The sequence below is a fragment of the Pseudomonas sp. SDO5215_S409 genome, from assembly GCF_054071325.1.
In genome coordinates this window covers 39,823-53,809 of sequence record NZ_JBSVWN010000001.1, presented here as the reverse complement: position 1 = coordinate 53,809, position 13,987 = coordinate 39,823, and the positions used below count along the sequence as shown (strand labels likewise).

Annotated in this window: 1 protein-coding gene; it reads right to left on the bottom strand. The window is 66.8% G+C overall.

Features of this window, described 5'->3' with window-relative positions; all coding sequences use genetic code 11:
- Nucleotides 1–40 precede the first annotated feature (40 nt).
- Nucleotides 41–13,951: a non-ribosomal peptide synthase/polyketide synthase gene (locus ACW9H9_RS00085; RefSeq protein ID WP_457341078.1), complete on the bottom strand. Its 13,911-nt coding sequence runs from the start codon at nucleotides 13,949–13,951 to the stop codon at nucleotides 41–43.
- Nucleotides 13,952–13,987 lie beyond the last annotated feature (36 nt).

The window sequence follows — 13,987 nt, the reverse complement described above, 5'->3', positions numbered from 1 at the left end:
TGGGAGAAAACGGTGCGCGGCGTTCCCGCGCTCACGCTTTTCAGGAAGTCGGTTTGCTCTTGAGCTTGCCCAGCAACTTGTCCAACGACTGTTGATTCAGCGCCTTGGCCAACGGGAAATCCGAGGGCATCAGTGCACCTGCCTGTGGGTCGAGGCAGTGCTCCAGCAAGGCCTGTAAATGCACCAACAGGCGTTCGGGCAAGTGGCGATCGGCGGCGGGGGTGACGCTGTGCCAATGCACCTGCAACACGCCGTTTTCCAGCCAGGCCACCACCTCGCGGCCATGGCTCACACGGTTGGCGGGCGCCACGTCCGGCGGCGGCACCAACGTACTGGCGCGCAACCAGCCGGGCGGGGCCTGTTCATGCCCCAGGTAGTTGAACAACACGTCGCCGCGCCCGGGCGGCAGCTCACCGCGCAGGCGCAACAGGCCATGCCCCAGGCCTTGGCCCGGCACGGCGCGCAGGGCCTCCTTGGCCTGGCGCACCTTGTCGCCCGGCGTGCCAGTGGCCTTCACGCGCAGCGGGAACAGGGTAGTGAACCAGCCCACGGTGCGGCTCACGTCCAGGCCGTCAAACCCGGCATCGCGGCCATGGCGTTCCAGGTCCAGCACGATGTCGCTGCGCTGTTCGACCTCGGCCAGGGTGGCCACCAGCGCGGCGATCAGCAGCTCTTCCGGCTGGGTGCGATAGGCCGCGTGGGACTCGGTCAGCCATTGGTGGGTGCGGGTGGCGTCCCAGCGTGCCGATAAGGTCTGGCGTTCGCCCACCGTAGCCACCGGCAGCGGGTTGGCGGCGGTCTGGGTGCGCCAGTAAGGCAGCTCGGCCGACACGTTGGCGGCATGGGCATGCAGGTGCTCGGCCCATTGTCGGTAGGACGTGGTTTTGGCGGGAAGGTCGGTCGCTTCGCCACGCTCCAGCGCGGCGTACAGCCGCTGGAAATCCTCCAGCAACGGCGCCCATGACACGGCATCGATCACCAGGTGATGCGCCACCAGGTACAGCCGTTGCGGTTCACCTGCCAGCAGCGCCGCCGCAAACAGCGGGCCGTGTTGCAGGTCCAGGCCCTGCGCCACTGCGTGCAGTTGCGTCACATCGTTGACAAGCACCAGCCGCGCCGCCGTCACCGGCGCAATCTGCGCCTGCCACTGGCCGTCCACCGCGTTGAAGCGCAGGCGCAAGGCGTCGTGATGGGCCACTAACTGGTCCAGCGTGGCTTGCACCCACGCCGCTTGCAGCGGGCGGTCGCTGTCGGCCAATACCGACTGGTTCCAGTGCGCGGCCTGGGGTTGCTGCTGGTCGAAAAACCACTGGTGCAGCGGCATCAGCGGCATCGCACCGCTCACCTCGCCTTGCTCGGCCACGGCCAGCAGAGGAGTGGTGACCAAGGCCAGGGCGGCCGGTGTCTGGGCACGGAACAGGTCTTTGGGCGTCAGGGCGTAACCGTGCTCGCGCAGGTGCGAGATAAGCTTGAGGCCCAGAATCGAATCACCGCCCAGGGCAAAGAAACTGTCACTGGCGCCCACCGCACGGCCCCCCGTCAAACTGTCGCCCAGCAGCTCGGCGAACAGTTGGCAGATCAGCGTTTCCAGCGCATTGCCCGGCGCCATCGGCTCGTGTTGGCTCTGCGGCAACGGCTGAGCGGCAAGGGCTTTGCGGTCCAGCTTGCCGTTGGAGGTCAAAGGCAGGCTGGCCAGCTCCACCCACACCATCGGCAACATATAGGCCGGTAGCACGGCGCCGAGGCGCGTGCTCAGCTCGGTTTGCGGCGCACGGGTGCTGTAGAACGCCACCAGGCGGTTGTCGATGACCAGCGTGCACGCCCCGGTAATGTCCGGCAGGCCGAGCAAGGCCGCGTCGATTTCACCCAGCTCGATACGCTGGCCGCGCAGCTTCACCTGATGGTCCAGACGGCCGAGGTATTCGACATTACCGTCGGCCAGGAAGCGGCAACGGTCGCCGGTACGGTACAGGCGCTCCCCGCGCAAGGTCAGGAAGCGTTCAGCGGTGAGGTCGTCACGCTTGAGATAACCGCGCGCCACGCCGACACCGCCAATGTACAGCTCGCCGATGCTGCCAATCGGCAACGGTTGCAGAGCGTCGTCCAGGATGTACAGGCGCAGGTTGGCGATGGGTTTGCCAATCGGTACGACTTGATCGTTTACCGAGCAGCGCCACACCGACACGTCAATCGCCGCTTCTGTGGGCCCGTACAGGTTGACCAGCGCCGCCGGGTGGCGGGACATGAAGCCATGCACCAAGTCCGCGGGCAGCGCTTCACCGCTGGCAAACACCTGACGCAGGCTGCGGCAGTGAGCAAGGCTCGGTTCTTCGACAAACGCACGTAGCATCGACGGCACGAAGTGCAGGGTGGTGACCTGTTCCCGCTGGATCAACTGGCTCAGGTACGCCGGGTCACGATGACCGTCCGGCCGCGCCACGACCAGCGTAGCGCCGGTGATCAGCGGCCAGAAGAACTCCCACACCGACACGTCGAAGCTGTACGGCGTTTTTTGCAGGACCCGGTCATCCGGGCCAATCGGGAACGCGTCCTGCATCCAGTGCAGGCGGTTCATCAAGGCGCCGTGTTCGTTCATCACGCCTTTGGGCTGGCCGGTGGAGCCGGAGGTGTAGAGCACGTAGGCCAGGTCGCGGGCATTAACGGTCAAGGAATCATGGGCTTCAACCGCAGGCAACGCGTCCAGGATCCAGGCGGTATGCCCGGCCGGCAGGCGCGACAGCCACTGTGGTTGGGTCAGTGTGATTTGGGCGTCGGCGTCCTCAATCAGGAAGGCCAACCGCGCAGCAGGCAACTCGGGGTCCAGCGGCAACCACGCGGCACCGGCATGCACGATGCCAAGCAAGGCCACCACCAAGTCGACGGAACGCTCCATGCACACCGGCACGATGCTCTCGCGGCCAATCCCGGCGCCACGCAGGGCACGGGCGACGGTTTGCGCGCGATGGTCCAGTTCGGCGTAGCTCAGGCGCTGGCCCTCGAATACCAACGCAGGCGCATTCGGGGTGCGTGCGGCCTGCTGGCTCAGGGCCGTGTGCAAGTCGGTCGGCCCGGTGTAGGCGTGGGCGGTGGCGTTCCATTGGTCCAGTTGCGGCTGGTCCTGTTGCTGTGGGAATAGCTCGACCAGCGCCCGCTCGGGCGTTTGCACCAGCGCATCAAGCAGCGCACACCATTGCGTCGACCAGCGTTGCATCGTCGCGGCGTCGTACAGCGCGGCCTGGTATTCCAGCGCCAGGGTCATGTCGCTGCCGTCGTCCTGGACTTCCCAGCTCTGTTCAAATTTGGCATCCACCGCGGGCAGCACCTGTTCGTCCAGGTGCAGGCCCGGCCATTGGCGGTTGTCCAGGCGCCCGTGGTTGAGCGAGAACATCACCTGGAACAGCGGCGTGCGGTTCAGGTCGCGGCGCTGGGCCACGGCACCCACCAGGGTGGCAAACGGCAGGTCGGCGTGGGCCTGGGCTGCGCGCAGGTCGGCTTCAAGGTTTTTCAGCAGGCTGGCCGCCGGGGCTTGTTGGTCGACGTCGCAGCGGATCACCAGCGTGTTCACCAGGCACGCCAGCAGCGCCTGGGTTTGCGGCTGGTCGCGTTGGTCGGTCGGAGTGCCCAGGCGAATATCGCGCTGGCCGCTGTAGCGGGCGAGCAGGGCGCTCAAGGCGCTGATCAGCACCACATACGATGTGGTGCCGCGCTGCCGGGCGAACTGGCGGATGGCGGCGGCGCGTGCTGTGCCCAGGTGCACGGTCAGCTGTTCGGCGCGGCGATCGGCTTCGGCGGCGCGTGGCCGGTCCAGTGGCAGGTCGAGCTGGTAATCGTCCTGGCCCAGGTGGTTTTTCCAGTAGTCCAGGCTGTGCTGGCGGCGGGCCTGGGTGTGCGGATGCTGTTGCCACAGGGCAAAGTCCACGTAGTCGATTTCCAGCGGGGCCCAGTCCGGGGCTTGCCCGTTCAGCGCCGCCCGGTAGGCCTGGGCCAACTCGTCCATGAGCAATTGCATCGCCCAGCCATCGGTGGCGCTGTGGTGCAGGCACACCAGCAACAGGTGCTCGTCGCTGCCCTGGCGCTGCAGCAGCTGTGCGCGCCAGGGCGCGGCGTTGGCCAGGTCGAAGGGCGCCATCAAGGCGGACTGCGCCGTGTGGCAAGCGCTGGCCCAAGCCTCAGCGGCCACCGCGCTGACCTGCAGCGCCGGGCCTTGGGGGTCGATGAGCAACTGCGGTTCACCCGCCACGTCTTTCAGGCGGCTGCGCAGCACCACATGGCGTTCGCTGAGGCGGTCAAACGCGTCACGCAAGGCGTGCACCTGAAGGTCGCCGCGCAAGGTCACGGCAAACGGCATGTGGTATTCACGCGACTGCGGCACCAACCGGCTGAGCATCCAGAACCGCTGCTGCGCCAGGCCTGGCGGCACGTGCGCCGGGCGAGCCTGCGGGCGGATCAGCGCATCGGGCTGGGCATCGCCCAGGTGCTCGGCCAACGCCGCCACCGTGGGCTGGGCAAACACCTGCGCCAGGGGCAGCGAGACGCCGAGGCGTTCGCGCACTCGGGCGACCAGTCGGGTGGCGAGCAGGGAGTGGCCGCCGAGGTGGAAGAAGTGGTCGTCGATGCCCACGGGTGGGCAAGCCAATACTTCGCCAAACACTTCGCATAACGCCGTTTCAGTGGCGTTGCGCGGCGCCCGGCGCGGCTGGTCGTTGACGGTGTGCGGCAGCGTCGTGGCGGCCAGCGCCTTGCGGTCGAGCTTGCCGTTGCTGTTGAGCGGCAACTGTTGCAAGTGCACCAACTGCGCGGGCTGCAGGTGCAGCGGCAGATTGTCGCTCAAGGCCGCGCGCAGCGCCGATTCCTCGGCGTCACCGCTCCAGAAACTCACCAGGCGCTGATCCAGCAGCAGGGTCGCGGCGTCGCGAACACCGGACTGGGCCAGCAGTTGCGCGTCGATTTCACCCAACTCGATACGCTGGCCGCGCAGTTTCACCTGGTGGTCCAGACGGCCGAGGTATTCGACATTGCCGTCGGCCAGGAAACGGCAACGGTCGCCGGTACGGTACAAGCGCTCACCGCGCAGGGTCAGGAAACGTTCAGCGGTCAGGTCGTCGCGTTTCAGGTAGCCACGCGCTACGCCGACACCGCCGATATACAGTTCGCCAGCGCTGCCCACAGGCAGCGGTTGGAAGGCGTCATCGAGAATATAAAGACGCAGGTTGGCGATGGGTTTGCCAATCGGCACGACTTGATCGTTGACCGAGCAGCGCCACACCGACACGTCAATCGCCGCTTCTGTGGGCCCGTACAAGTTGACCAGCGCCGCCGGGTGGCGGGACATGAACCCGTGCACCAAATCTGCGGGCAGCGCTTCACCACTGGCAAACACCTGGCGCAGGCTGTTGCGCTGGGCAAGGCTCGGTTCCTCGACAAACGCACGCAGCATCGACGGCACGAAGTGCAGGGTGGTGACCTGTTCCCGCTGGATCAACTGGCTCAGGTACGCCGGGTCACGATGACCGTCCGGCCGCGCCACGACCAGCGTAGCGCCGGTGATCAGCGGCCAGAAGAACTCCCACACCGACACGTCGAAGCTGTACGGCGTTTTTTGCAGGACCCGGTCATCCGGGCCAATCGGGAACGCGTCCTGCATCCAGTGCAGGCGGTTCATCAAGGCGCCGTGTTCGTTCATCACGCCCTTGGGCTGGCCGGTGGAACCGGAGGTGTAGAGCACGTAGGCCAGGTCACTGGCATTAACGGTCAAGGGGTCATGAGTTTCAACCGCTGGCAACGCGTCCAGGGTCCAGGCGGTATGCCCGGCCGGCAGGCGCGACAGCCACTGTGGCTGGGTCAGCGTGACTTGGGCGTCGGCATCCTCAATCAGGAAGGCCAGCCGCGCAGCGGGCAGCTCGGGGTCCAGCGGCAACCACGCGGCACCGGCGTGCACGATGCCAAGCAAGGCCACCACCAGGTCCACGGAACGCTCCATGCACACCGGCACGATGTTCTCGCGGCCAATCCCGGCGCCGCGCAGGGCACGGGCGACGGTCTGTGCGCGGTGGTCCAGTTCGGCGTAGCTCAGGCGCTGGCCCTCGAACACCAACGCAGGCGAATTCGGGGTGCGTGAGGCCTGCTGGCTCAGGGCGGTGTGCAGGTCGGTGGGCCCGGTGTAGGCGTGCGCGGTGGCGTTCCATGCCAACTGCTGCTGACGCTCGGCGGCGGTCAAGGGCGACCAGTCGCCGAGGCGCGTGTGGGGCGCGTCCACCAGGGTTTCGAGCAGGGTTCGCCATTGATCCAGCCAGCGCTGGGCGGTGGCCTGGCTGAACAAGGCGCTGCGGTACTCAAGCAGTACCGACAGGGCCTCGCCGTCATGCACTTCCCAGTTCAGGTCGAACTTGGTGGCGTGGGCCGTGACCGCTCGCTCGCGCACTTGCAGCTGCGGCCACGGCGTGGCTTGGGCGTTGGCGTTTTGCATCACGAACAGCACCTGGAACAATGGCGTCTGGCCGAGGTTGCGCGCAGGCGCCAAGTGTTCGACCACCTGGTCGAAGGGCACGTCCTGATGCTGCTGGGCGTCCAGTACGGTATTGCGCACTTGTTCCAGCAAACCGTTGAAATCCAGGGCCGGGTCCAGGTCGGCGCGCATCACCAGGGTATTGACGAAGCAACCGATCAGCGGCTGCAACTCGGCCAGTGGCCGCTGGGCCACCGGGCTGCCGATGCGCACATCGCGCTGGTTGGCATAACGCCCCAGCAGCAGTTGCGCCGCGCCGAGCAGCAGCATGTAGAGGGTGGCGCCGCGTTGCCGGGCAAACTCGCGCAAGCGTTGCGCAAGCTCGGGCGGCAGTTGCAGCTGGACCGCGCCTGCGAGCGGCTCAAGGGTGTGCGGGCGGGCCTTGTCGGTGGGCAGGTCCAGTTGGTAATCGCCGTCTGGCAGTTGCGCCTGCCAATAGGCCAACTGGCTGGCGTAGACCGCCTGCTGCGCAGGTTCACGTTGCCACAGCGCGTAGTCCGGGTATTGCAGGGCCAGCTCGGGCAGCGCCGCGACCTTGCCTTGGCGGTGCGCGGCGTAGAACTGTGCCAGTTCATCCAGCAGGGTCTGGCTGGAAGCATCGTCGGTTGCACAGTGGTGCACGGTCAGCAGCAACAGGGCCTGCGCGTGGCCGTTGCGCTGAAGCAAGGTGGCGCGAATCGGCACCTGGCGCGCCAGGTCGAAGCGCTGGGCGGTTTGGGCGTGAATCGCATCGTCGGTGAGTTGTTGCCAGTGCGCGTCGGCGGCGGCGTCAAGCGCCTGGAGGGGCAGGTCGACTTCCACCTGCGGCTCGATCACCAGCGCCAGCTCGCCGCTGGCCTCACGCACGATGCGGCTGCGCAGGATCTCGTGACGTTGCACCACCCGGTTGAGCGCCACGCGCAGCGCCTGTGGGTCCAGCTCGCCGTCCAGTTGCACGGCGCTGACCACGTTGTATTCACTGGCACCGCTCAGTTGTTCCAGGAACCACAAACGTTGCTGCTCCGACGACAGCGGCAGGCGTGCCGGGCGGGGGCCGGGCACAAAGGTCGCGGTCGGAGCATGCAGAGGCTCTGCCAACAAGGCCGCCAGTGCTTGCAGGGTGGGGTGTTCAAACACGGCGCGCAGTGGCGGCACCGTGGCGAAGTGTTGACGCAAGCGGGCAAACAGCACCGCCGCCAGCAGCGAGTGGCCGCCCAGGTAAAAGAAGTGGCTGTCGCGGCCAATGGCGCTCAGCGGCACGTTCAACAGCTCGGCCCACACACCGGCCAGCTGTTGTTCGCTTGCGGTGCGTGGCGGGTCTTCGGCGTCGGGTTCGGCCTGGGTATCGGGCGCGGGCAGGGCCTTGCGGTTAAGCTTGCCGTTGTCGGTCAGCGGCAACTCATCGAGCACCACAAAGGCGGACGGCACCATGTAGTCCGGCAGGGCGGCGCCCAGGGTGGCGCGCCAGGCCTTGACGTCGCCCGGCTGGTCGCTGGTGACGTAGGCCACCAGGCGTTTGTCGCCAGGCACGTCTTCGCGGGCCAGCACCACCGCCTGGCGTACCCCAGGTTGGGCACCGATCAGCGCTTCGATCTCGCCCAGCTCCACCCGGAAGCCGCGGATCTTCACCTGGTGGTCCATACGCCCCAGGTACTCCAGCTGGCCGTCGGGCAGCCAGCGCACCAGGTCGCCGGACTTGTACATCCGTGCGCCCGGCAGCGGCGAGAACGGGTCGTCGATAAACACCTTGGCGGTCTGTTCGGCGCGGTTCAGATACCCCAGGGTCACACCGGCCCCGCCGATGTGCAGCTCGCCCGGCACGCCCACCGGCAACGGGTTGAGGAACGCGTCCAGCACGTAGGCACGCACGTTGGCGATGGGCCGGCCGATGATGGGCCGTTGCGGGAAGTCGTCGACCGCACAGCCGGTGGCGTCCACCGTGCATTCGGTGGGGCCGTAGGTGTTGAAGAACCGGCTGCCGGCAATCGACGGCAAGCGCTGCCATAACTGGGCGTCCACCGCGTCACCGCCAAACAGCACGAAGCGCGGCAGGTAGGTTTCACCGCGGCGCACGCCGTCACTTTCAAGCAGGGCCTTGAGCTGCGCCGGGGTGCATTCAAAGGCGTCCAGGCGCGTGTCATGGAAAAACTGCGCCAGCGCCACCGGGTCGTAGCGCACCTCTTCGGGAGTGAGGTACAGGCTGTGGCCGTCGAGCAGCAGGATTAGCTCGGCCACCGAACTGTCGAAGGCGAACGAATAGTTGAAGCTGGTGCGCATCGGCTGGTCGGTGTAGCGCCGGTACAGGCCATGGATACGCGCCCACGCCAGGTTGACCACCGACCCCTGGGTGACTAGGGTGCCCTTGGGCTTACCCGTGGAGCCGGAGGTGTACATGATGTAGGCCAGGTCCGCCGGGCCAGACAGCGGCGCGGGGTTGGTGTCGGGCTGTTGGGCCAGCAACGCGGCGTCGGCATCCAGGCGCAGGCGCGGCAATCCGCTGCCTAGCGAGTCAAGCAAGCCTTGCTGGCCGAGGAACAGGGTGGGCTGGGCGTCTTCGAGCATGTAGGCCAGGCGATCGACCGGGTAGGTCGGGTCCAGCGGCACATAGGCGCCACCGGACTTGAGAATGCCCAACAGGCCGATCAACAGTTCCAGCGAGCGCTCCACACACAGCGCCACCGGACGATTGGCGACCACCCCTTGCGCACGCAGGTAGTGCGCCACCTGGTTGGCACGCCGGTTCAGTTCGGCGTAGCTCAGGCGCTGGCCCTCAAAGCACAGCGCATCACGCTCGGGCGTGCGTGCGGCCTGCTGTTCAAACAGCTGGGCGAAGGTGTGCAGTGTCGGTACGTCCATCTCGGTGCGGTTCCACTCGACCACGCTGCGCTGCCATTCTGCGGCGGTGAGCAAGGGCAGGGCGGCCACCGGGGCGTTGGGCTCGGCAAGCATCTGCTCCAGCAGGTACTCGAGGCGGGCCAGGGTCTGGCGCGCCGTGTCGGTGGTGAACAAATCGACGGCGAACATCAGCTCCAGCTGGATCGGCGCGTCGGCCGGGCACAGCACGTGCAGGTCCAGGTCGCATTCGGAATGCTTGAGCGGGGTGTCCAGCGCTTCAAACGCCAGCCCCGGGAACTGCAGGCGCGACTCCATGGCCAACTGCTGCGCGACCATCACTTGATACAGCGGTGCGTGGCTGAGGCTGCGCGGCAGTTGCAGGCTGTCCACCAGTTGCTCGAAGGGCAGGTCTTGATGCTGCAAACCTTCGCGCAGGCGCGTGGCGACCTGGCCGACCAGCGCGCTGAAGTCAGCCTGGGCGGTGAAGTCGGCGCGGATCGCCAGGTTGTTCAGCAAGATCCCCAGCAGGCCTTCGGTGCCCGGTTGTTCGCGGTGGGTCACCGGGGTGCCGATAAGCACGGTGGCGTCGCCGCTCAAGCGGTGCATCAGCACGGCAAATGCGGCGAACAGCACGCTAAAGGGTGTGGTGCCCAGGCGACTGGCGAAGGCTTGCACACGGTCACTCAAAACGGTGCTCAGCTCGCGGTGCACCAAGCCTGCGCGATAGCTTTGCACCGCGGGGCGCGGATGGTCGGTGGGCAATGCCAACAGCGGGCTGGCGTCGTCGCGGCGGGCCAGGGTGTGGGTCCAGTAGTCGAGCTGGCGTTGCAGCTCGGCGCCTTGCAGGTGGTCGCGTTGCCACAGGGCAAAGTCGGCGTATTGCAGGGGCAGCGCAGGCAACGGGGCGGCTGCGCCGTTGCAGCGGGCGGCGTAGCCCAGCGCCAGTTCGCGCAGGGCGATGGTGGCCGACCAGGCGTCGGAGACGAGGTGATGCAGGGCGATGCCCAGCACGTGCTCGCCCGGGGCCACCTTGAGCAGGCGCGCACGCAACAGCGGCGGCGCGGTCAGATCGAAGGGCTGTTCAAAGGTGTCTTGCAGGGCATTGAACTGCGCGCCTTCGCGTGCGGTGGTCGAGAGATCCGAGAGGTCGTCGAACGGTAGCGCCATGGCCAACGTCTGGCTGATGTGCTGGCTGGGCACCCCGTCGAGGCTGCGAATGCCGGTGCGCAGGATTTCATGGCGGGCCAGCAGATCATTCAGGCTGGCGTGCAGCGCGGCGACGTTCAGTTCCCCCTTGAGGTGCAGGGCAAACGGAATATTGAACAGTGTGGTGCCCGGCGTCAGTTGCTCGATAAACCACAGGCGTTGTTGCGAGAACGACAGCGGCAGCAGCGCCGGGCGCGGCTGGGCCTTGGGCGTATTGAGGGCCGCCTGCGGTGCCGCGGCGTCGGCTTCGCGGGCGGCCATGGCCACGGCAAGCAGGGCCACGGTGGGTTGCTCGAACAGCACGCGCAGCGGCAGGTCGAGTTTGAAGTGGCTGCGCAGGCGCGCCACGATCTGCGTGGCCAACAACGAGTGGCCGCCCAGGGTAAAGAAGTTGTCTTCCACGCCCACACTGTCGCGGCCCAGCACCTGCGCCCAGATGGCGGCGATGGCGGCTTCGTGTTCGTTGCGCGGCGCGAGGCTTTCGCGGGTATCGGCCTGCCAGTTCAGTTGCAGGGCGGCCAGGGCCTTGCGGTCGACCTTGCCGTTGTTGTTCAGCGGCAGACGGTCCAGGCATTCAAAGGCGGCGGGCACCATGTAGGGCGGCAGTTGCGCACGCAGGTGTTCGCCAAGGCCGGTATCGCCCAGGGTGTGGTCATGGGCCGACCAGTAGGCCACCAGCCAGGCTTCGCCCGCGGCGTTTTCGCGCAGCAGCACGGCGGCTTCGCGCACGTTGGGGTGCTGGGCCAGGCGGTGTTCGATTTCTGTCAGTTCGATGCGGTGGCCACGCAGTTTGACTTGCTGGTCGCGGCGGCCCAGGTATTCGATCACCCCGTCGGCGCGCCAGCGGCCCAGGTCGCCGGTGCGGTACAGGCGGCCCTCGAGTTGCGGGTGGTCGATAAACGCTTCGGCGGTGCGCTGCGGGTCGTGCAGGTAGCCACGGCCCACGCCGACGCCACCGACGCAGATTTCCCCCGGTACGCCGACCGGCACCGGGCGCAGCGCTTCGTCGAGTACGTACAGGCGGTTGTTGGCCGTGGGCTGGCCGATGGGCATGTGGCTGACCTGCGCGTGAGGCGCTTCGACAATCGGCTGGAAGGCCACGTCGTCGGCGCATTCGGCGGGGCCGTAGGCATTCATCAGCGCTATGTTCGGGAAGCGTGCGAACCAGTCACGGGCCACGGTCGGCGGCAGCGCTTCGCCAGTGGGCAGCACCCAGCGCAGGTCGGGCAGTTGCAGGTCGCACGGGCACAGCGCGAGCAGGGTGCGCATCAGGCTCGGGACGATTTCCAGCACGTTCAGGCGCTGCTCGGCAATCACTTGCAGCAGGCGCTGGGGGTCGTGGGCCACGTCGTCCGGCAGGATATGCACGGTGGCGCCCAATACCGGCGCGGCAAGGAACTGCCACACGGAAATGTCGAACGCCACCGACGCAGTTTGTGGAATGCGATCAGCTGCGCTCAACCCCAGGGCCGGGACTTTGCCAAAGATGTTATTGAGCATGCCGCGCTGTTCGATCATCACGCCTTTGGGCGTGCCGGTTGAGCCCGAGGTGAACAGCACGTAGGCCAGGCTGTCGGGGCTGCCGGCCAACGGCAGCGGCGCATCGTTGGGCGTGTTCCAGCAGGCTTCGGCGCACAGCGCCCGTGGCGGCTGGTCGAGGCCGCTGAGCAGTTGATCGAGCAAACCGCTGCACGCCTCACTGGCCACCAGCAACGGGGCGCCGGACAGGCTGAGGATTTCCCGCAGGCGTTCCGGTGGGTGGTTGACTTCCAGTGGCAGCATCGCCGCCCCGGCCTTGAACACGGCGATCATGGCAGTCAGCAAGGCCAGGCCCCGCGGGGCCACCAGCGCGACCAACTGGTCGGTGCCGGCCCCGGCTTCGCGCAAGGCGTGGGCCAGGCGGGTGGCGCGTTGGTCCAGCGCGGCGTAGGTCAGGGTTTCGCCGTCGCAGGTCGCGGCAACCTGGTCACCGCGTTCGGCGACTTGCGCGGCAAACAGCGCGGCGTAGCTTTTATCCAGCGGGAAGTCGTGAGGGTTGAGCGCCCATTCGCCGAGCAATTGCTGACGCTCGTCAGCGGCCAGCACCTCGAAACTGCCCAGCGGCGCTTCGGGCGCTGCCAGCATGCTTTGCACCAGGCTCGCCAAGTGGCCCAGCAAGCGCTGCACGGTGTGCGCCTCGAAACGCTCGCGGTCGTACGACACGCGGATGCCCAACTGCTCGCCGGGCAAAATCACCACGGTGAGGCCGTAATGGGTGTGCACGCTGTGGTCCATGCCTTCAAGGCTGAACTGGAAACCGCCGTCCAGGATCTGCTCGTCGATGGGCGCGTTTTCAAACACCAGGATGCTGTCGAACAGGGTTTCGCCGCGCGGGAAATCGCTCCAGCCTTGGATGTCGGTCAACGGCGTGTGCTCGAAGTCGCGCATCTCGACGTTCAGCCCCTGCAACGCGCTCAACCAATCCCCCAGCGCGGCCTGCGGGTCGACGCTGACCCGCAGTGGCAGGGTGTTGATGAACAGGCCGATCATCTCGCCCACGCCGGTGAGTTCCGCCGGCCGCCCGGCCACGGTGACGCCGAACAGCACGTCGCGCTGACCGCTGTAGCGCGACAGCAACAGCGACCACACGCCCTGGAAAAACGTGTTGGGGGTAATCCGCCGACCCCGGCAGAACGTCGCCAGGGCCTGGGTTTGCGCGGTACTCAGGTGGATCAGTTGGTCCTCCACGTGCACCGCGTCGGTGTAGCGGTCGCGGCTCACGCCGTTGTCCACGGTGAGCGGTGTCGGGGCGTTGAGGCCTTGCAGGCGGCCGCGCCAGAACTGCTCGGCCTTGGCCGCGTCCTGGCGTTGCAGCCATTGAATGTAGTCGCGAAACGGCCGTGGCCGCGTCAGGGCAGGCGTGCGGTCGTTGCACAACGCTTCGTAGACCTTGAGAAAGTCCACGGTCACCAGCGAAATGCACCAGGCGTCCATCAGGATGTGGTGAAAGCTGCGGATGAACTCGTAGGACTCGTCTGCCAGGCGCACTAGGCGAAAACGGATCAGCGGCGGTTTGGACAGGTTGAAGCCGACTTTCTGCTCGTCTTCCAACAGGCTGCGAATGCGCGCCTCCTGCTCATGCGGCGCCAGGGCACGCAGGTCGAGGGTGTCCAGCGGCACCTTGACCTCGCGGTGAATCACCTGCACCGGCTGCTTCTGGGTTTTCCACTGGAAGCTGGCGCGCAGGGACGGGTGCAACGCCACCACCTGGCGCCAGGACTCCAGAAACGCGCCTTCATCGATGGCCCCGCCGATGCGGTAGCGATCCTGCATCAGGTACACGCCGGAGTCTTCGTGCAGCAGGGAGTGGAACAACATGCCCTGTTGCAGCGGCGACAACGGGTAGACGTCTTCGATCGGGTTGCTGGTGGTCTTGTCGGTGGTCATTCAACACGTCCTGCAGAAAAAGGGGCAACGGCGATG

Coding starts and splice junctions, on each gene's coding strand:
- ACW9H9_RS00085 (WP_457341078.1), bottom strand. CDS start 13,951: ATGACCACCGACAAGACCACCAGCAACCCGATCGAAGACGTCTACCCG.